Below are 20,652 nucleotides of genomic sequence, written 5' to 3'. Positions count from 1 at the left end.
TGCCGCACGCGTTTTCCCCGCGAATGCGGGGATGATCCGGTGATGGCGAACAGAGTCGGGCAGATCCACCTGTTTTCCCCGCGAATGCGGGGATGATCCGTTCCTGAGCGAGCTCATACCGGAGCTTCTCGGGTTTTCCCCGCGAATGCGGGGATGATCCGGCGATCATGCTGCCGCGCAGTAGTGGTGTGACGTTTTCCCCGCGAATGCGGGGATGATCCGGTGGTATTTCGGTCGGCAGACGGTGGTTTCGCGTTTTCCCCGCGAATGCGGGGATGATCCGCGTCCGGCAAGCACTGGACACTACTACTCGGCGTTTTCCCCGCGAATGCGGGGATGATCCGGCGCAGACCCGGCGACGTGCGCACCGGAGTACGTTTTCCCCGCGAATGCGGGGATGATCCCGGAATACCCTTAGCGGTCAGGCGTTTCGTCGTGTTTTCCCCGCGAATGCGGGGATGATCCGGTGATCTCGGGGTCTCGGTAGATGGTGATGCGTTTTCCCCGCGAATGCGGGGATGATCCGGCCAGTCTCAAGTACTGTCATGCACGGGTTGCGTTTTCCCCGCGAATGCGGGGATGATCCGACGAACCGCAGCCGCAGCAACCACAGCAGCCAGTTTTCCCCGCGAATGCGGGGATGATCCGTGCAATGCGTGCGGGAGCTACGACGTGGCCGCGTTTTCCCCGCGAATGCGGGGATGATCCGCCGGATCCCCTGACCCATCTCAGGGTCCGTTGGTTTTCCCCGCGAATGCGGGGATGATCCGCGATTGGAGAGCCAAATCTCATCCTGCCGGGAGTTTTCCCCGCGAATGCGGGGATGATCCGTCTTGCAGAAATCCATCAACATAAGAATGTATGTTTTCCCCGCGAATGCGGGGATGATCCGACGGAGACTAATACTGATTTAACTCACCTTGAGTTTTCCCCGCGAATGCGGGGATGATCCGGATTGCCAATGAAGGCAGGGGATTTCCCGACGGTTTTCCCCGCGAATGCGGGGATGATCCGGTTGCGGGCGCGGGCGACGACATGGGGATCGGGTTTTCCCCGCGAATGCGGGGATGATCCGATGTCGCCGGCGTCGGCGAAGGTGTTTATCCGGTTTTCCCCGCGAATGCGGGGATGATCCGACCAGATCGGCGGTGGAGTCGATGAAGTCGTCGTTTTCCCCGCGAATGCGGGGATGATCCGGGAACGGGGCGAGCAGATTCGACGATTTCGTCGTTTTCCCCGCGAATGCGGGGATGATCCGTTGAGCAACAACCCACGAGAGGCCATGGTGCCGTTTTCCCCGCGAATGCGGGGATGATCCGTCGTCACTATTGAGAAGAGCGCGCATCCGGGCGTTTTCCCCGCGAATGCGGGGATGATCCGTTCAACGTGCTACCCTGCTGATGAACCGCTTTGTTTTCCCCGCGAATGCGGGGATGATCCGTCCACGCCGTTGACCAAATATTGCCGGGCCATGTTTTCCCCGCGAATGCGGGGATGATCCGGTCATGCAAATCCCCGCAACAGCCTGTATCCGGTTTTCCCCGCGAATGCGGGGATGATCCGCGCGGGTAACCGCTGGTATGACACAAGAGGAGGTTTTCCCCGCGAATGCGGGGATGATCCGAGCGACGAAATTCGGGCCACGCGCCTCAAGCCGTTTTCCCCGCGAATGCGGGGATGATCCAGTCGTCAGCGTGGATAGGCACGAAACCTTCCGCGTTTTCCCCGCGAATGCGGGGATGATCCCGCCTCAACAGGGTCTGTGGCGTGCCGTAGCCTGTTTTCCCCGCGAATGCGGGGATGATCCGCACCGTCGCGGTCACGGGCGTGGCCCGGTGTCGTTTTCCCCGCGAATGCGGGGATGATCCGCTGTCGCGGCAGGTGCTCGACGAGTTCGTGGGGTTTTCCCCGCGAATGCGGGGATGATCCGTGAGATTGATCGGCAGCATTACCGCCGCATGGGTTTTCCCCGCGAATGCGGGGATGATCCGCCGCGCAACACCAACAGATACTCGACGAAAACGTTTTCCCCGCGAATGCGGGGATGATCCGGGTGTCTACGGGTTCAGCCGCGATGTCACTGAGTTTTCCCCGCGAATGCGGGGATGATCCGGATGGCACCGTCGCCGATAAGCCCAGCGCGACGTTTTCCCCGCGAATGCGGGGATGATCCGCACTGCACATCTAGCACCGACACCTGCTCCCGGTTTTCCCCGCGAATGCGGGGATGATCCGCCGGTGAGGTACCGCCGGCCCAATGGGCGACGGTTTTCCCCGCGAATGCGGGGATGATCCGCTCGAAGTGACGCTTGAGGCCAGGGACTTGCTGTTTTCCCCGCGAATGCGGGGATGATCCGAGTGGGTGGCCCGCGCCCGAGGTGTGAGCCCGGTTTTCCCCGCGAATGCGGGGATGATCCGCATTTGGTGGAACGCATCATGCCAGTTCGTCCGTTTTCCCCGCGAATGCGGGGATGATCCGTTTGGATTTCGGCCATGTACTTCAGTCCGGCCGTTTTCCCCGCGAATGCGGGGATGATCCGATGGCCATGGTTGTTCACGAGCACCCCGACGCGTTTTCCCCGCGAATGCGGGGATGATCCGTCGCCCGACCCGAACTCGCCGACGTGGGGAGGGTTTTCCCCGCGAATGCGGGGATGATCCGGATGCGATCCGTGAGGGGATGATCACCCGCAAGTTTTCCCCGCGAATGCGGGGATGATCCGTCGCCCGACCCGAACTCGCCGACGTGGGGAGGGTTTTCCCCGCGAATGCGGGGATGATCCGGATGCGATCCGTGAGGGGATGATCACCCGCAAGTTTTCCCCGCGAATGCGGGGATGATCCGTCGCCCGACCCGAACTCGCCGACGTGGGGAGGGTTTTCCCCGCGAATGCGGGGATGATCCGGATGCGATCCGTGAGGGGATGATCACCCGCAAGTTTTCCCCGCGAATGCGGGGATGATCCGCAGGTCACCGTGGCCAGGCCCAGCTGCGTCCAGTTTTCCCCGCGAATGCGGGGATGATCCGTGATCAGGACGCTGCCCCCGACGATCTCAGCCGTTTTCCCCGCGAATGCGGGGATGATCCGTTCGCCCCCTGGCGCACCCGCAACCAGCCACCGTTTTCCCCGCGAATGCGGGGATGATCCGGTGTCCATGGTGGTGCTGGTCTGGGTCACAGCGTTTTCCCCGCGAATGCGGGGATGATCCCGGGTAAGTCAAGGGCCAGGGCCAGGCAATCTCGTTTTCCCCGCGAATGCGGGGATGATCCGGATCAAGCCCAAGGCTTGTGCTGCTCAGTTGCGTTTTCCCCGCGAATGCGGGGATGATCCGTGCTACAGAGCGTCGTTCAGATGATGGAGAAGGTTTTCCCCGCGAATGCGGGGATGATCCGCGTTTCTGTGGATGCTGGTCGCGCTGCCCTACGTTTTCCCCGCGAATGCGGGGATGATCCGCTCGTATATCCAATCGGTTTCGACGCTCACGCGTTTTCCCCGCGAATGCGGGGATGATCCGGCCTTCCCTGCCAGCAAGAAGTTCAACCTGAGGTTTTCCCCGCGAATGCGGGGATGATCCGAGGTCGTCGTAAAGCATCGCCAGCAGATCCTCGTTTTCCCCGCGAATGCGGGGATGATCCGTCAAATCAATCTCGATTGCGGAGACCTGAGACGTTTTCCCCGCGAATGCGGGGATGATCCGGCTTGCGGGTCGCCCTCGAATCCTGTCCATGCGTTTTCCCCGCGAATGCGGGGATGATCCGCCGGGATGGTCGCGCAGGTATCGGATGACGAAGTTTTCCCCGCGAATGCGGGGATGATCCGCTAGTGCTTCTAGTCAACCTTGGCACTGGACCGTTTTCCCCGCGAATGCGGGGATGATCCGCGAGCTACTGGGCCTGGAATGGGACCGTGTACGTTTTCCCCGCGAATGCGGGGATGATCCGTCGCCCAGCCGGGCCGCTGCCTCGACGTACACGTTTTCCCCGCGAATGCGGGGATGATCCGAACCCACTCGTATCTGGCGATGGCGTTGTCGAGTTTTCCCCGCGAATGCGGGGATGATCCGTACCGCCGACACTGGTGATCACCCCGTCTTCGGTTTTCCCCGCGAATGCGGGGATGATCCGCTTCGCCCAGTCAATGTCGTTGCCCTCTTGATGTTTTCCCCGCGAATGCGGGGATGATCCGTTGTCGATCAGCCCGGCTATCGGCGTGAACGTGTTTTCCCCGCGAATGCGGGGATGATCCGTAATTGGGCAGGACTCGACAGCCATCCGGCTAGTTTTCCCCGCGAATGCGGGGATGATCCGGTCATGGGTATCTCACGCACGCAACGCAATGCGTTTTCCCCGCGAATGCGGGGATGATCCGTGGTTACGTCTCACCCGTTGGCGGTGCGCATGGTTTTCCCCGCGAATGCGGGGATGATCCGACATGACCACCCGCAAAGACGAGTACGCCGAGGTTTTCCCCGCGAATGCGGGGATGATCCTGAACAGATCATCAAGCTCAGCCGCCAGCATGTGTTTTCCCCGCGAATGCGGGGATGATCCGCTCTCCAACATCCTGGACACGATGGCCGATGGGTTTTCCCCGCGAATGCGGGGATGATCCGTCATTCGTTACCTCGACGATAGGGCGCCCGTGGTTTTCCCCGCGAATGCGGGGATGATCCGACACCCGCAACGCCGAGCGGTCACGGCCAGCAGTTTTCCCCGCGAATGCGGGGATGATCCGACGACGCCAAAAGCGTGGTCCTGTACTTCCTTGTTTTCCCCGCGAATGCGGGGATGATCCGTAAAGTTCGGTGGCTTGAGTTTCCACAAGTGCGTTTTCCCCGCGAATGCGGGGATGATCCGGAGCACGTGTGGGTGTGGAGAAGGTAGCCGAGGTTTTCCCCGCGAATGCGGGGATGATCCGGGGTGGGAAGCCTTAGAGCGCGTGACTATGGCGTTTTCCCCGCGAATGCGGGGATGATCCGATGTTCGTAGCGATTTCGACTACGTAACCGAAGTTTTCCCCGCGAATGCGGGGATGATCCGGAAATCACGCAATGACGGCAATCACCGAGCGCGTTTTCCCCGCGAATGCGGGGATGATCCGAGCCTCGCGCGTTCGCGGTGAATTTCGAGAGGGTTTTCCCCGCGAATGCGGGGATGATCCGTATCAGCGCTAACCCGCGATGGCATACCGGTGGTTTTCCCCGCGAATGCGGGGATGATCCGCTTTATTGGGTCGAGCCGACCTGGATGGACGAGTTTTCCCCGCGAATGCGGGGATGATCCGCGTGGTGGCGAGGTTGTCGTGTCCCGCCATGGGTTTTCCCCGCGAATGCGGGGATGATCCGCGCCCGTCGTTGAAGACGACCGTGGTGATTGAGTTTTCCCCGCGAATGCGGGGATGATCCTGCCGTTGAGGAATTCCGGGCAATGTCGTTGACCGTTTTCCCCGCGAATGCGGGGATGATCCGTTCGCGGAGAAGGTCGCCGCGCGCACGCCCGAGTTTTCCCCGCGAATGCGGGGATGATCCGGCCATCGTCCAGCTCGCGACACCGCACCCGGCGTTTTCCCCGCGAATGCGGGGATGATCCGTCGTAGGGAGGGGCTTTCTCTTGCGCAATGAGGTTTTCCCCGCGAATGCGGGGATGATCCTGCTGGAACACTCTCCTAAGAAGGTACGAAATGGTTTTCCCCGCGAATGCGGGGATGATCCGTTCACCAAAAAGGTTCCCGAATTCTTCGGCGGGTTTTCCCCGCGAATGCGGGGATGATCCGCGGTCCATCATTTCGGCGCGGTTCTCGAGCGCGTTTTCCCCGCGAATGCGGGGATGATCCTGGTGGGAAGACGTCAAGGACAACTCGTTGACGGTTTTCCCCGCGAATGCGGGGATGATCCGCAACCTGCAAGGCGCATGCAAAAACTGCAACGGTTTTCCCCGCGAATGCGGGGATGATCCGGTCCCGTACCGCGGGCGCCAATCCCCGAGTCCGTTTTCCCCGCGAATGCGGGGATGATCCGATGTCCCGGGACCGGGCGGAGGAATTGCGTGCGTTTTCCCCGCGAATGCGGGGATGATCCGTGTTCGTCGAGCCCGTAGACCCATGGGTGTAGGTTTTCCCCGCGAATGCGGGGATGATCCGCTCATCGAGTAACTGCCGGCCGTAGCGAGAAAGTTTTCCCCGCGAATGCGGGGATGATCCGTTGATTGAATTGTTCCATTCCCGTTATATTTAGTTTTCCCCGCGAATGCGGGGATGATCCCGCCCGGATGATCGGGCGCCGGCTGTTCGTTCGTTTTCAATGGACACGTGTTCCCCGCGAACGCGGGGATGATCCGGCCCAACCCGTGGTGTTGATATCCCACCGGTAGTGTTCCCCGCGAATGCGGGGGTGATCGGTACTTCGAGAAGATCGAGTGGATCCCCCTCGGAGCGTTCCCCGCGGATGCGGGGATGATCTGATCAGGTGGCCGTTGTGCACAAGGATCATGGTGTGGTCCTCCGCGGAAGGCGGGAGGTGATCCCAAGGTCCGCGCCGCTGGGCCTAATGGCACGTCGTGTTACTCGGCGAACGCGGGATTGATCTAGGTGTCGGCTCCGGTCGAAAAGTGAGCAGGTGATTCCGCCCTAGAAACCACCTTGCCGCGCCGGGGTCAGTTTTCAGGTGCCGCCGACATAGAGTAGGCAGACGCCTCGCGGATGCAACATCAGTCTTTGTCGATCCGCCCATTACTATCAACTCAGCAGCAAAGATTCTCCCCGCGCAAGAGGGGATGATCCTGGCCCGTCGAAACGGACGCTGAAACAGCGGCCATGTTCCCCGCGAATGCGGGGGTGACCAGGCGTCCTGTCTTTATTGTGTGCGACCGAAAGTGTGCCTCTTGCTGAGCGCGGCAAGAATTCGTGATGACAAATCTGGTTCCAAGCAACGCGGCCGCGGCACTCGCTGACCTGTCCGGCGACTCCGATAACCTGCCAAGGTGAGCTCACCCGACGTGTTGCGCGAGTGGCAGGAGCTGGCCGAGGAGGTCCGCGAACACCAATTCCGTTACTACGTGCGCGACGCGCCGATCATCACCGACGCGGAATTCGACCAGCTGTTGCGCAGGCTCGAAGCGCTCGAGGAGCAGCATCCTGAGCTACGCACACCCGATTCACCCACCCAGCTGGTCGGCGGGGCCGGCTTCGCGACCGACTTCGAGTCGGTCGAGCACCTCGAACGGATGCTCAGCCTCGACAACGCGTTCAGCGCCGAGGAACTCGGCGCCTGGGCCACCCGCATCCACGCCGAGGTCGGTGACGCCGCACATTTTCTGTGCGAACTCAAAATCGACGGCGTCGCACTGTCATTGGTCTACCGCGGTGGCCGCCTGACCCGGGCAGCGACTCGAGGCGACGGCCGCACGGGCGAGGACGTCACGCTGAACGCCCGCACCATCGATGACATCCCCGAGCGCCTCACCGCCAGTGACGAGTACCCGGTGCCCGAAGTTCTCGAGGTCCGCGGCGAGGTCTTCTTTCAGCTCGAAGACTTCCAGGCGCTCAATGCGAGTCTCGTCGAGGCGGGGAAGGCGCCGTTCGCCAACCCGCGTAACAGCGCGGCGGGATCGCTACGCCAGAAGGACCCCGCGGTCACGGCTCGGCGCAAACTGCGGATGATCTGTCACGGGCTCGGCCACACCGAAGGCTTTCGCCCGGTTACCCAGCACGACGCGTACCTGGCGCTGCGGGACTGGGGGCTCCCGGTTTCCGAGCACACCACCGTGGCGGATGACATGGCCGGCGTGCAGGAGCGCATCGACTACTGGGGCGAGCAACGTCATGAGGTGGCCCACGAAATCGACGGTGTCGTCGTCAAGATTGACGAGGTGGCGCTGCAGCGCCGGCTGGGTTCGACCTCGCGGGCCCCTCGCTGGGCAATTGCCTACAAGTACCCGCCGGAGGAAGCGCAGACCAAGCTGCTCGATATCCGGGTGAACGTCGGCCGCACCGGACGGGTCACGCCGTTCGCGTTCATGACGCCGGTGAAGGTCGCGGGCTCGACGGTGGGTCAGGCCACGTTGCACAACGCCTCGGAGGTCAAGCGCAAAGGCGTGCTGATCGGTGACACGGTGGTTATCCGCAAGGCGGGCGACGTGATCCCCGAGGTCCTTGGGCCCGTGGTCGATCTGCGCGACGGGTCCGAACGCGAATTCGTAATGCCCACAACATGTCCCGAATGCGGAACCACGTTGGCGCCGGAGAAGGAAGGCGACGCCGACATCCGCTGTCCCAATGCCCGCGGTTGCCCGGCGCAATTGCGGGAGCGGGTATTTCACGTCGCCAGCCGAAACGCCTTGGACATCGAAGTGCTGGGCTACGAGGCTGGTGTGGCGCTGCTGCAAGCGCAGGTGATTACCAGCGAAGGCGACCTGTTCGCCCTCACCGAAGATGATCTGTTGCGCACCGAGCTATTCCGGACCAAGGCCGGGGGACTGTCGGCCAACGGCAAACGGCTGCTGGCCAACCTCGACAAAGCCAAGGCCGCCCCGTTGTGGCGGGTGCTGGTGGCGCTGTCGATCCGCCACGTCGGGCCGACGGCTGCGCGGGCGCTGGCCACCGAGTTCGGCTCCCTCGAAGCGATCGTTGCTGCGTCCACCGAGCAGCTGGCGGCGGTCGAGGGTGTGGGCGCGACCATCGCCGCGGCGGTCACCGAATGGTTCACCGTCGACTGGCACCGCGAGATCGTCGACAAGTGGCGGGCGGCCGGGGTGCGGATGGCCGACGAGCGCGACGAGAGTGTGCCGCGCACGCTGGCCGGGTTGACCGTCGTGGTCACCGGCTCGCTGACCGGCTTTTCGCGCGACGACGCCAAGGAGGCGATCGTGGCGCGCGGCGGCAAGGCCGCGGGTTCGGTGTCGAAGAAGACCTCTTTCGTCGTCGCCGGGGACTCGCCGGGATCCAAGTACGACAAGGCGGTTGAGCTCGGCGTGCCCATTCTCGACGAGGATGGGTTCCGCAAACTATTGGCGGAAGGACCCCCTGACACCGAGGCGGCAGAAGTGCCATAGTGGTTGATGCCGTTCTATCAATGCCTCGTCCCAGCGGGATCGCTTAGCGCGGAGAGCCGCTCCGCGTTGGCAGAAGCCATCACCGAAATTCATTGCAACGTAACGGGTGCGCCGCGCGGATTCGTCAACGTCCTGTTCGTGCAATACGACCCGGCCTGCTACTTCACCGCCGGCCGACCCAACACGTGTTCGGTGATCAACGGCAACATTCGCGCCGGCAGAGATCGCGAGACGCGGGCGCGACTGCTCACCGAGCTGTCGCAGGCGTGGGTGTCGATCACCGGCCAGGATGCCCGCTCCCTGTTGATCGGCCTGAACGACGTGGACCCCACCTCGATCATGGAGGCAGGCCTGATCATGCCCGCCCCTGGCGAAGAGGCGGAATGGCTGGAACGCAACCAAGCAGTGCTTGGCGAACTCCTCGCCAGCCAGTAGCGATCACCGGGGTGGATCTATCGTGGGCGCTATGACCCAGATCGCCGACCGGTCCGCGGACGCATCGCCGTGGTCGCCCCGCGAGGCGGAGTTGCTTGCGGTGACTTTGCAGCTGCTGCAGGAGCACGGCTATGACGGGTTGACGGTGGACGCCGTGGCCAACACCGCGCGTGCCAGCAAAGCCACGGTGTACCGACGCTGGCACTCGAAGGCCGAATTGGTGTTGGCCGCATTCACCGAGGGAGTCCGTCAAGTCGCGGTCCCGCCGAACACCGGCACACTACGGGGCGATCTGCTCCAAATCGGTGAGATCATCTGCCAGCAGACCCACCAACAGGCCAGCACGATCCGCGCGGTGCTCGTCGAAGTGTCGCGCCACCCCGCGCTCAACGAGGCCATGCAGCGTCAATTCATCGATCAGCGCAAAGCTCTGATCCAGCACGTGCTTCGACAAGCCTTCGATCGCGGTGAGATCGCCGAGGCCGCCATTACCGACGATCTATGGGACCTGTTGCCCGGATATCTCATCTTCCGGTCGATCGTCCCCAACCGTCCGCCCACCCGCCGCACGGTGCAAGCACTCGTCGACGAGTTCATCATCCCTGGGCTCACCCGATCCGCCGGGTAATGAGCCCCGAAAGTGTACGCTCGCGTCTCTTGTGTAGTACGGTTCAGTACCGTACTGTCATAGGCATCGATCATGCTCGCAGCGCCGCCGTCCGAGGCGTAGGCGTATCGCCCGATCATCGAAAGGTCAACGGGTGAAGGAGATTTCGATTTGAGGTGGGTAAGGCGGGGTTGGATGGCGTTGGTCGCGGTGATCGTCGTGGCAACCGCAGGATTTGCGATCTATCGCATTCACGGAATCTTCGGTTCGCACACCAACGTGTCGGCCAATAGTGGCATCTCCAATGAGATCGTCCCTTTCAACCCGAAGCACGTGGTTCTCGAGGTCTTTGGCGCACCGGGTGCCGTGGCAACCATCAACTACTTGGATGTCAACGCGCAGCCACAGCAAGTCCGGGATGCGCCCCTGCCCTGGTCGTTCACCATCACCACGACCGAGCCGGCGGTGGTCGGCAACGTTGTGGCACAGGGCAATGGCGACACCATCGGCTGCCGCATCACCGTCAACGGTGAAGTCAAAGACGAACGCACCGTCAACACGCCGACCGCCTACACCTTCTGCCTGGACAAGTCCGGATGAGCGACCAGCGACCGCCCCGCATACCGCACACCATCCGCCGGCTCTCGGTGCCGATCCTGTTGTTCTGGATTGCGTTGGCCGCCGTCACCAACGCCGTGGTGCCCCAACTGGAGGAGATTGGCAAGACCCACAACGTGGCGTTGATCATGTCCGATGCGCCGTCGCTGCAGGCGACCAAACGGATCGGTCAGGGGTTCCACGAGTTCGACACCGACAGCACGGCCATGGTTGTCCTGGAAGGTGATCAGCCGCTGGGCGCGGACGCGCACCGTTATTACGACGAGTTGGTCCGCAAGCTCGAACGGGACCGCAAGCATGTCCAGCACGTTCAGGACTTTTGGGGCGACACCCTGACCGCGGCGGGATCACAGAGCGCGGACGGCAAGGCGGCGTACGTGCAGCTGAACCTCACGGGTAATCAAGGGTCGGCGTTGGCCAACGAGTCCGTCGGAGCCGTCCGCGACATTATTGACCACACGCAACCGCCGGCGGGTGTCAAGGTCTACGTCACGGGCGCCGCGCCGCTCATCTCGGATCAGTTTGACGTGGGCAGCAAGGGGACCGCAAAGGTCACCGCGATAACCATCGGCGTGATCGCGGTGATGCTGTTTTTCGTTTACCGCTCCTTCCTCACCACACTTCTGGTGCTCGTCACGGTCCTCATCGAGATGGCCGCCGCCCGCGGACTCGTCGCGGTCCTTGGGCACGCCGGGATCATCGGGCTGTCGACGTACTCGACGAATCTGCTCACATTGCTGGTTATTGCCGCCGGGACGGACTATGCGATATTCCTCGTCGGCCGTTACCAGGAAGCCCGTGGTGCCGGCGAGGATCGAGAAACCGCTTACCACACCATGTTTCGCGGCACGGCCCACATCGTCTTGGGTTCGGGCCTGACCGTCGCCGGCGCCGTATTCTGTCTTAGCTTCACGCGGCTGCCCTATTTCCAAAGCCTGGGAGTTCCTGCCGCACTGGGGATTCTCGTTGCGCTTGCCGCCGCACTCACCTTGGCCCCAGCCGTGATAACCCTTGGCGCTCTGGTGGGCATCTTCGAACCCAAACGCATGATGCGAACACGCGAATGGCGCCGGATCGGCACGGCCATTGTCCGCTGGCCCGGACCTGTGCTGGCGGTGGCGTGCGCGCTGGCCTTCGTGGGCCTGCTCGCCCTGCCCGGATACAAGACGAGTTACGACACGCGTCCCTACATGCCCGCCAGCGCTCCGGCCAATGTCGGATATGCGGCCGCCGAGCGGCACTTTTCCCGGGCCCGGTTGGAACCTGAATTGCTAATGATCGAGACGGATCACGACATGCGGAACCCGGCCGACATGCTCATCCTGGACAAGGTCGCCAAGGCGGTGTTCCACGTACCCGGCATCGCCCAGGTGCAGTCGATTACCCGGCCGTTGGGCACCCCGCTCGACCACAGCTCGCTCGCGTTTCAGATCAGTGCGCAAAGCGCCAACCAGATCGAAAACCTGACCTACCAAAGGGATCGCGCGAACGACGTGCTGAGGCAGGCCGCGGAGCTGTCGAAAACGATCGACATTCTCAAACAGCAGTACGCCCTGCAGCAGGAGCTGGCGGCCACCACGCACAGCGAGGCCGAAAGCTTCCACGACACGATCGCCACCATTAATGACCTGCGAGACAAGATCGCGAATTTCGACGACTTCTTCCGACCGATTCGTAGCTACTTCTATTGGGAAAAGCATTGCTACGACATTCCGGTATGTTTTGCGATCAGGTCGGTGCTAGACGCGCTCGACGGGATCGATCAGCTCGCCGAAAAATTCGAGGACCTTACGGCCACCTTGGACCGACTCGATGCGCTGCAGCCCAAACTGGTCGAGCTGATCCCACCCCAAATCGCCAGCCAGCAGACCAATCACGACTTGACGCTGGCCAACTACGCCACCCTGTCCGGCATCTATGCCCAGACGGCCGCGGCGATCGAAAACGCGACGGCACTCGGTCGCGCTTTCGACGTGGCAAAAAACGACGACACCTTCTACCTGCCACCCGAGGTTTTCACCAACCCCGATTTCAAGCGCGGCCTAAAATTGTTCCTTTCGCCCGACGGCAAGGCCGCTCGCATGATCATCACCCATGACGGCGATCCCGCGACCCCCGAGGGCATCTCGCATATCGAGCCGATCAGAAAGGCCGCGCACGAAGCCGTCAAGGGCACCCCGATGGCCGGCGCCCAGGTCTATCTCGGCGGCACCGCGGCCACCTACAAGGACATCCAGGACGGCGCCAAATACGACCTGATGATCGCCGGAATCGCCGCGCTGGCCCTGATTCTGCTGATCATGATGATCATCACCCGAAGTTTGGTCGCCGCGCTGGTCATCGTGGGGACGGTGGCCCTTTCGCTCGGCGCCTCGTTTGGGCTCTCCTTATTGGTCTGGCAATACATTTTCGGCATCCAGCTGTACTGGGTCGTGCTTGCGCTGGCCGTGATCCTGCTGCTGGCCGTCGGATCCGATTACAACCTGTTGTTGATTTCCCGGTTCAAAGAGGAAATCGGTGCCGGACTCAAGACCGGCATCATCCGTGCGATGGCCGGTTCCGGCTCGGTCGTCACGTCCGCCGGCCTGGTTTTTGCCGTCACGATGTGTGCGTTCGTGTTCAGCGGCTTTCAGGTTCTCGGTCAGATAGGCACCACTATCGGCCTCGGGCTGTTGTTCGACACGCTGATCGTGCGGTCCTTCATGACGCCGTCAATCGCGACCGTGCTCGGTCGCTGGTTCTGGTGGCCCCAGCGGGTACGTCCGCGTCCGGCCAGCACAATGCTGCGCCCGTACGGGCCGCGTCCGGCCGTTCGCCAACTGTTGCTGTGGGAAGACGACGACCCGGCGGTCACTGACGCTGCCCGCGGTAGCTAGCGCAGCATCGTCGCCACGATGCCGGCCAGATAGCCCAACCGAGCCACCTCCGAAGGTCGAAATTCCGGGCCGGGCCGCCCCAGCACCACCGCGGTGTGGGGGTCGCCCAACGGGGCCGCGACCATGGTGGTGTCCATGTCGCGCCAGGCCTGCGGCACCCATTCGGCACCCCCATCCAGCGGCGCCGCATGCTCAATGGGTAGCCAGGGCGCAGAATCCGCCCGGGTCTCCGGCGCGCCCGGGCTGCCGGCGAGGCGCAGCAGCTCTCCGTTAGAACTGCGCAACACCGTGCACCAGCTCACCCGCAGGATTCTCGGTGCTTGGTCGACCAGAACCTGCAGCCTGGATGCATTGTCGCGGGCCGCGGCGACATGGTCGAGGAGCTCAAGCTCGCGGTGTGCCTCCAGCAGCCCGGTATGCGGACGGACGCTGTCCACCTGGACACCGGGCAGCGCCTCGGCGGCGGTGATCAAGGCGTCGGGCATCGCTCCCGGGGGCAACTCGACCACCAGATCGTCGATCGCGTATCCACCGCTGCGCTCGACCACGTCCAGCGACAGGATGTCGGCGCCCACCGAACCGAGCGCGACCGCCAGCGACCCTAGACTGCCTGGTCGGTCGATTAGCTCGATGCGTAACAGATACGACGGCACGACCAACACTGTTGCACAGGGATGTATCCGTGGCATTTCGGCAGGGAACTGGCCGACGAACGTGAAGCCAGCGTCACACTCGGCGACGAACGTGAAGCCAGCGTCACGCTCAGGGCTCGGGTGCGGCGGGGTAGGCTTTTCGCTCGTGTCCCAGATCTCCCGCATCTCCCGTGATGAGGTTGCGCACCTGGCCCGGTTGGCCCGACTGGCATTGACCGATACCGAGCTGGACAGCTTCGCCGGCCAACTCGACGCCATCCTGACGCACGTCAGCCAGATCCAGGCCGTCGACGTCACCGGCGTCGAAGCCACCGACAACCCGCTTAAGGACGTGAACGTCACGCGCCCGGACGAGACCGCGCCGTGCCTGACCCAGCAGGAGGCGCTAGACCAGGCGCCCGTAGCCGTCGATGGACGCTTCGCAGTTCCGCAGATCCTGGGGGAAGTCGAGTGACGGCGCCATTGAATGACATCCTGCGAGCTGACGCCGCTACGCTGGCCGCCAAGGTCGCCGTCAAGGAGCTGTCGTCGGTCGAGCTCACCCAGGCCTGTTTGGACCAGATCGAGGCGACCGATGACCGGTATCACGCCTTCCTGCATGTGGCGGCCGACCAGGCATTGAGCGCGGCGGCCGCAATCGACGCCAAGGTGGCCGCCGGCGAGCAGCTGCCATCGCCGCTGGCGGGGGTGCCGCTGGCGCTCAAGGACGTGTTCACCACCATCGACATGCCGACCACTTGCGGGTCCAGGATCCTCGAGGGCTGGCAGTCTCCTTACGACGCGACCCTCACCATGCGGCTGCGCGCCGCCGGGATCCCAATTCTGGGCAAGACCAACATGGACGAATTCGCGATGGGCTCGTCGACGGAAAACTCGGCCTACGGCCCGACGCGCAACCCGTGGAATGTCGAACGGGTGCCCGGTGGCTCCGGTGGTGGCAGTGCGGCGGCGCTGGCCGCGTTCCAGGCGCCGCTGGCCATCGGGTCCGACACCGGGGGCTCTATCCGCCAGCCAGCGGCGTTGACCGCGACCGTCGGTGTCAAACCCACCTATGGAACGGTGTCGCGCTACGGGCTCGTGGCGTGTGCGTCGTCGCTGGACCAGGGCGGTCCCTGCGCGCGTACCGTGCTGGACACCGCGCTGCTGCATCAGGTGATCGCCGGCCACGACCCCCGCGACTCCACATCTATCGACGTCGAGGTGCCCGACGTCGTGGGCGCCGCGAAGGCAGGTGCGGCTGGTGACTTGCGCGGTGTGCGGATCGGCGTGGTGAAACAACTGCGCGGTGAGGGCTACCAGCCCGGCGTGCACGAGTCCTTCGAGGCCGCGGTTGAGCAACTGACCACACTGGGCGCGGAAGTGAGCGAAGTCGACTGCCCGCATTTCGAATACGCGCTGGCCGCCTATTACCTGATCTTGCCGTCGGAGGTGTCGAGCAATCTGGCGCGCTTCGACGCCATGCGCTACGGGCTGCGGATCGGGGACGACGGCACCCACAGCGCAGAGGAAGTGATGGCGCTGACCCGAGCCGCGGGCTTCGGTCCAGAGGTCAAGCGACGCATCATGATCGGCGCCTACGCATTGTCGGCCGGCTACTACGACGCCTACTACAACCAGGCTCAGAAGGTGCGCACGCTGATCGCCCGCGATCTCGACAAGGCCTACCGGTCCGTGGATGTGTTGGTGTCGCCGGCGACGCCGACGACCGCGTTCGCGCTGGGGGAGAAGGTCGACGATCCGCTGGCGATGTACCTGTTCGACCTGTGCACCTTGCCGCTCAACCTCGCCGGCCACTGCGGTATGTCGGTGCCGTCGGGATTGTCCCCGGACGCCGGGCTGCCGGTGGGCCTGCAGATCATGGCACCCGCCTTGGCAGACGATCGGCTGTACCGGGTGGGGGCGGCCTACGAGGCCGCCCGCGGCCCACTGCCGAGCGCCATCTAACGGCGAGCAGACGCAGAATCGCACTAAAACGTGCCGTTTTAGGCGATTCTGCGTCTGCTCGCGCCACCTAGCGGCCGCGAGGCAAGATGAAGGCATGCGGATCGGAGTTCTCACGGGGGGCGGCGACTGTCCCGGCCTCAACGCCGTCATCCGGGCGGTGGTGCGCACCTGCGACGCGCGGTACGGCTCGTCGGTGGTCGGATTCCAGGACGGGTGGCGCGGGTTGCTGGAGAACCGGCGCATGCAGCTACGCAACGACGACCGCAATGACCGGCTACTGGCCAAGGGCGGAACGATGCTGGGCACCGCCCGGGTGCACCCCGACAAGCTGCGTGCCGGGCTGGACCAGATCAAGCAGACTCTGGATGACAACGGCATCGACGTACTCATCCCGATCGGCGGCGAAGGCACGCTGACCGCCGCGCACTGGCTGTCGGAGGAGAATGTTCCCGTGGTCGGCGTGCCGAAGACCATCGATAACGACATCGATTGCACCGACGTGACTTTCGGCCACGACACCGCGTTGACGGTAGCCACCGAGGCCATAGACCGGTTGCACAGCACCGCCGAATCCCACCAGCGGGTGATGCTGGTGGAGGTGATGGGCAGGCACGCCGGCTGGATCGCGTTGAACGCCGGGCTGGCTTCCGGATCTCATATGACGCTGATCCCCGAACAGCCCTTCGACGTCGAAGAGGTGTGCCGGCTGGTCAAACGGCGTTTCCAGCGTGGCGACTCCCACTTCATATGCGTCGTGGCCGAAGGGGCAAAGCCCATTGCGGGGTCGATGCAGTTGCGCGAGGGCGGAATTGACGAGTTCGGCCATGAGCGATTCACCGGCGTCGCCGCCCAGCTGGGCGTTGAGGTGGAGAAGCGCATCAACAAGGACGTCCGGGTGACCGTGCTGGGCCACGTCCAGCGCGGCGGCACCCCGACGGCCTACGACCGGGTGCTGGCCACGCGGTTCGGGGTCAACGCCGCCGACGCCGCGCATGCCGGGGAATACGGCCAGATGGTGTCGCTGCGCGGGCAGGACATCGGCCGGGTGCCGCTGGCGGACGCGGTGCGCCGGCTCAAACTGGTGCCGGAAAGCCGGTACGACGACGCTGCGGCCTTCTTCGGGTAACGCACGCTGGGGCCTAAGAGGGTGAGCGCAAGCTCGGCGCTGTTTGCCGAGCGCTGCGGGTCGCCCTCATTCAGTCACGAGCCCACCAGTTCTGAGATGTGACGCGGCTGTGCCGGAGTCGGCACCGGCTTGGGTCTCGTGCGTACGTGTTGAGGCCACCAGAACCAGCGACCCAGGAGCGCTGCGATCGACGGTGTCATGAACGAACGCACGACAAGCGTGTCGAACAGCAGGCCCATACCGATGGTGCTGCCCACCTGCGCGAGGATGAGCAGCGCGCTGGCTCCCATGGAGATCATGGTGAACGCGAATACCAGGCCGGCCGAGGTGACGACCGCGCCGGTGCCCGCCATGGATCGGATGATGCCGGTTTTGATGCCTGCGTGGATTTCCTCTTTGAACCGCGATACCAGCAGCAGGTTGTAATCGGATCCCACCGCCAGCAGGATGATCACCGACATGGCAAGGATCATCCAGTGCAGATCGAAGCCCAGGATGTATTGCCAGATGAGCACCGACAGCCCGAACGATGTCCCGAGGGAGAGCACCACCGTCCCGACGATGACCGCTGCGGCGATCACGGCGCGGGTCAAGATCAGCATCACAATGAAGATCAGGATCAGCGCTCCCACTCCGGCGATCAGCAGGTCGTAGGTGGATCCCTCTTTCATGTCTTTGGCGGTGGCCGCGGTGCCGGCGATATAGATGCGGGCGTTCTCCAGCGGGGTGCCCTTGATGGCCTCAAAGGCCGCGTTGCGGATGGAATCGACGTGGGCGATGCCTTCAGGGGTGGCGGGGTCGCCGAGGTGAGAAATGATGAACCGCACCGCTTTACCGTCCGGCGAGATGAACATGTCCATGCCCCGTTTGAAGTCGGGATTGTCGAACACCTCCGGAGGCAGGTAGAACGAGTCGTCATTCTTGGAGGTATCGAAGGCCTGACCCATCGCGTTGCCCTTGCCCTGCATCGCGGCACCCTGGTCCTGTATTCCGGCCATCGTGCTGTGCATCGACAGCATCATCGTGTGCATCGATTTCATCATCGAGACCATCGGGGTCAGCAGTTTCAGCATCTGCGGCATGATCGCGTCCAGTCTGTCCATCTGCGATACCAGTTCTCCGATGGAGTCGCTGAGCGTGTCGATGGTATCCAGGGTGTCGAACACCGACCGCAGTGCCCAGCACACCGGGATGTCGAAACAGTGCTTCTCCCAATAGAAATAGCTGCGGATGGGCCGGAAGAAATCGTCGAACTCCGAAATGCGGTCCCGAACATCGTTGACCTCGGCCACCATGGTTTTCGTTTGCTCAACGAGGTTATGGGTAATGCCGGTGAGCTCTTTCATGATCCCGATCATGGTTTCCATCGTGGTGATCATGGTCTCCATCTGGTTGGCCATGACCAGCATGCCGTCCATCTGGCGCTGCATGTAGTCACGCGTCAATTCCTGCCCGACGGCCTGCATGCCCATCTGATAGGGAATTGACGTGTGGTCGATCGGGGTGCCCAACGGTCGGGTGATGCCCTGCACCCGCGCGATGCCGGGAGTGTGAAATACGTTGCGGGCAATGCGTTCGATGATCAGCATGTTCGCGGAATTACGCAGATCCTGGTCGGCTTGCACCATCAAGACTTCCGGATTCATCCGGGCCTGCGAGAAATGCCGGTCGGCGGCGTCGAATCCTTCCATCGCACTCATGTTTTTCGGCATGAACTTCCGGTCGTTGAAACTCGTCTTGTAGCCGGGAAGCGCGATCAGCCCGACTAGTGCGAGGGCACACGCCGCGGCCAGGATCGGCCCCGGCCAACGGACCACGGCCGTCCCCACTCGTCGCCAACCACGGGTGCGCGCAGCCCGTTTCGGCTCGAAGAGTCTGAACCGGCTGCCGACTACCAACATTGCCGGTGCCATGGTCAGCGATGCCAGCACCGCCACCATGATGCCGATCGCGAGTGGAACACCCAGCGTCTGAAAATAGGGCAGCCGCGTGAAGTGCAGGCAGTACGTCGCGCCGGCGATCGTTAGGCCCGAACCGAGGATGACGGGTGCGGTACCGCGATACATGGTGTAGAACGCGGTTTCGCGATCCTCGCCGGCGTTGCGTGCCTCGTGGTAGCGGCCCAAAACGAAGATCGCGTAGTCGGTGCCCGCCGCGATGCCCAACATGGTCAGGAGGTTCACCGAGAACGTCGACAACCCGATGAGGTCGTAGTGCCCAAGCGCGGCCACAACGCCGCGGGCCGCCGCGATTTCCAGGAACACCATCACCAGGACCAGCACCACCGTGGTAACCGAGCGATACACGATGAACAAGCTGACCAAAATGACCAGCACCGTGATCGCGGTGACCAGTCGCAGGCTGGTATCCCCGACGTGGTGCTGATCGGCTATCAGCGCGGCCCCGCCGGTGACATAGACGTGGAGGCCGGCCGGTAGCGGTGTGCTGTCGACGATTTCGCGGACCGAAGCGATGGACTCGTTGGCCAGCGACTCACCTTGGTTGCCAGCGAGGTTGAGCTGGACATAAGTGGCTTTGCCATCGCTGCTTTGGGCTCCCGCGGCGGTCAGCGGGTCTCCCCAGAAATCCTGAACGTGCTGGACGTGAGCTTTCTCGGCCTTGAGCTTTCTGACCAGATCGGCGTAGTAGCGGTGGGCTTCATCGCCAAGTGGCTGGTCGCTCTCGAGCACGATCATCGCCGAGGCGTCGGAATCGGACTCCTTGAACACTCGTCCGATGTGCTTCATGGCTTGCATCGAGGGAGCATCCGCGGGACTTAGTGACACCGAGTGTTCCTGGCCCACATCTTCCAAGGGCGGTACGGCAACGTTGAGCAGCACGGCCAGTGCTATCCAACCCAATAGGAGTGGCACCGCGAACGTGTGAATGAACCGGGGAATGCTCATGCCGACTTGACCTGGCAGAAGGTGAAAGCGTCGACGCCGTGACTGGACTTCTCGTCTTTGACTTTGCCGTCGACGGTGATGCGGCAGCCGATCGTGTGGGTGTTGCCCTGAGCCAGCAGGATCGGACTGGTTGCCGGGGCCGTCGTCGTCAACGTGAGCGTCCAGGGTAGCGGGGCCTGTTTGATGCTCTGCGGATTCGCCGACAGATCAAGATAGTTGATCGTCGCGAGGGTGCCGGGTGGTCCGAAGACCTCATAGGTCACCTGCTTTGGATTAAACGGCTTCGGGTCTCTTGCGATCCCGGAGCCTTCGCGGGTGATCTCGTTGTCTGAGCCGAAAACCCCGTGCATCCGGTGAATCACGAAACCCCCTAGCGTGAGTGCCACCAAAACCAACAGCGGGAGCCAGTACCGCCGCACCCTCTTCACCATGAGAGCC

General features: G+C 63.1%; 11 protein-coding genes and 1 CRISPR repeat array (1 of these 12 only partly in view). Of the genes, 8 read left to right on the top strand and 3 right to left on the bottom strand.

Annotated elements, in window-relative coordinates:
- Positions 1 to 6,460: a CRISPR direct-repeat array (repeat unit 29 nt; unit sequence GTTTTCCCCGCGAATGCGGGGATGATCCG); it reaches 722 nt to the left of the window's first position.
- A 519-nt stretch (positions 6,461 to 6,979) separates the two neighbouring features.
- From ligA to MSIMFI_RS20600, 5 genes are all read left to right on the top strand, one after another.
- A complete protein-coding gene (gene ligA, locus MSIMFI_RS20620; RefSeq protein ID WP_191498907.1) occupies positions 6,980 to 9,049 on the top strand; it encodes an NAD-dependent DNA ligase LigA in 2,070 nt (689 codons plus the stop codon).
- A 6-nt stretch (positions 9,050 to 9,055) separates the two neighbouring features.
- Entirely contained in the window at positions 9,056 to 9,484 is a 429-nt protein-coding gene (locus MSIMFI_RS20615; protein WP_191498906.1) for a tautomerase family protein, read from the top strand.
- Positions 9,485 to 9,503: 19 nt separating this feature from the next.
- Positions 9,504 to 10,112, top strand: a complete 609-nt coding sequence (locus MSIMFI_RS20610; RefSeq protein WP_191499103.1) for a TetR/AcrR family transcriptional regulator — start codon at positions 9,504 to 9,506, stop codon at positions 10,110 to 10,112.
- A gap of 174 nt (positions 10,113 to 10,286) precedes the next feature.
- Positions 10,287 to 10,691 (top strand): MmpS family transport accessory protein, encoded by a 405-nt coding sequence (locus MSIMFI_RS20605; protein WP_191498905.1) that lies wholly within the window; start codon positions 10,287 to 10,289, stop codon positions 10,689 to 10,691.
- Positions 10,688 to 13,585: an MMPL/RND family transporter gene (locus tag MSIMFI_RS20600; protein ID WP_191498904.1), complete on the top strand. Its 2,898-nt coding sequence runs from the start codon at positions 10,688 to 10,690 to the stop codon at positions 13,583 to 13,585. The genes MSIMFI_RS20605 and MSIMFI_RS20600 overlap by 4 nt, the downstream gene beginning before the upstream one ends.
- Here the strand turns inward: MSIMFI_RS20600 and MSIMFI_RS20595 are convergent.
- Positions 13,582 to 14,238 (bottom strand): ACT domain-containing protein, encoded by a 657-nt coding sequence (locus MSIMFI_RS20595; RefSeq protein WP_186242216.1) that lies wholly within the window; start codon positions 14,236 to 14,238, stop codon positions 13,582 to 13,584. The two genes, MSIMFI_RS20600 and MSIMFI_RS20595, sit on opposite strands and share 4 nt — an antisense overlap.
- Before the next feature lie 154 nt (positions 14,239 to 14,392).
- Between MSIMFI_RS20595 and gatC the strand changes: the two genes are divergently transcribed.
- The 3 genes from gatC (at position 14,393) to MSIMFI_RS20580 (ending at position 17,308) form a co-directional block, all read left to right on the top strand.
- A complete protein-coding gene (gene gatC, locus MSIMFI_RS20590) occupies positions 14,393 to 14,692 on the top strand; it encodes an Asp-tRNA(Asn)/Glu-tRNA(Gln) amidotransferase subunit GatC (RefSeq protein ID WP_186245651.1) in 300 nt (99 codons plus the stop codon).
- Between the two features lie 8 nt (positions 14,693 to 14,700).
- Entirely contained in the window at positions 14,701 to 16,182 is a 1,482-nt protein-coding gene (gatA, locus tag MSIMFI_RS20585) for an Asp-tRNA(Asn)/Glu-tRNA(Gln) amidotransferase subunit GatA (RefSeq protein WP_191499102.1), read from the top strand.
- A 94-nt stretch (positions 16,183 to 16,276) separates the two neighbouring features.
- Positions 16,277 to 17,308 (top strand): ATP-dependent 6-phosphofructokinase, encoded by a 1,032-nt coding sequence (locus tag MSIMFI_RS20580; protein ID WP_186242217.1) that lies wholly within the window; start codon positions 16,277 to 16,279, stop codon positions 17,306 to 17,308.
- Between the two features lie 74 nt (positions 17,309 to 17,382).
- Here MSIMFI_RS20580 and MSIMFI_RS20575 read toward each other — a convergent pair whose 3' ends face one another.
- A complete protein-coding gene (locus tag MSIMFI_RS20575; RefSeq protein WP_191498903.1) occupies positions 17,383 to 20,214 on the bottom strand; it encodes an MMPL/RND family transporter in 2,832 nt (943 codons plus the stop codon).
- On the bottom strand, positions 20,211 to 20,645 hold the full coding sequence (locus tag MSIMFI_RS20570) for an MmpS family transport accessory protein (protein WP_186242219.1): 435 nt from the start codon (positions 20,643 to 20,645) through the stop codon (positions 20,211 to 20,213). Before MSIMFI_RS20570 ends, MSIMFI_RS20575 begins: the two co-directional genes overlap by 4 nt.
- Positions 20,646 to 20,652 lie beyond the last annotated feature (7 nt).

The organism is Mycobacterium simulans (genome assembly GCF_900232995.1).
GTDB classification, from domain to species: Bacteria; Actinomycetota; Actinomycetes; order Mycobacteriales; family Mycobacteriaceae; genus Mycobacterium; species Mycobacterium simulans.
The sequence above is the reverse complement of the archived record's forward strand: the minus strand, read 5'-3'. Positions and strand labels throughout refer to the sequence as shown.

What these genes read in the sequence shown, in the direction of transcription:
- MSIMFI_RS20580 (WP_186242217.1), top strand. Translation starts at nt 16,277, where the DNA reads ATGCGGATCGGAGTTCTCACGGGGGGCGGCGACTGTCCCGGCCTCAAC.
- MSIMFI_RS20615 (WP_191498906.1), top strand. Translation starts at nt 9,056, where the DNA reads ATGCCGTTCTATCAATGCCTCGTCCCAGCGGGATCGCTTAGCGCGGAG.
- MSIMFI_RS20605 (WP_191498905.1), top strand. Translation starts at nt 10,287, where the DNA reads ATGGCGTTGGTCGCGGTGATCGTCGTGGCAACCGCAGGATTTGCGATC.
- MSIMFI_RS20600 (WP_191498904.1), top strand. Translation starts at nt 10,688, where the DNA reads ATGAGCGACCAGCGACCGCCCCGCATACCGCACACCATCCGCCGGCTC.
- MSIMFI_RS20570 (WP_186242219.1), bottom strand. Translation starts at nt 20,645, where the DNA reads ATGGTGAAGAGGGTGCGGCGGTACTGGCTCCCGCTGTTGGTTTTGGTG.
- MSIMFI_RS20575 (WP_191498903.1), bottom strand. Translation starts at nt 20,214, where the DNA reads ATGAGCATTCCCCGGTTCATTCACACGTTCGCGGTGCCACTCCTATTG.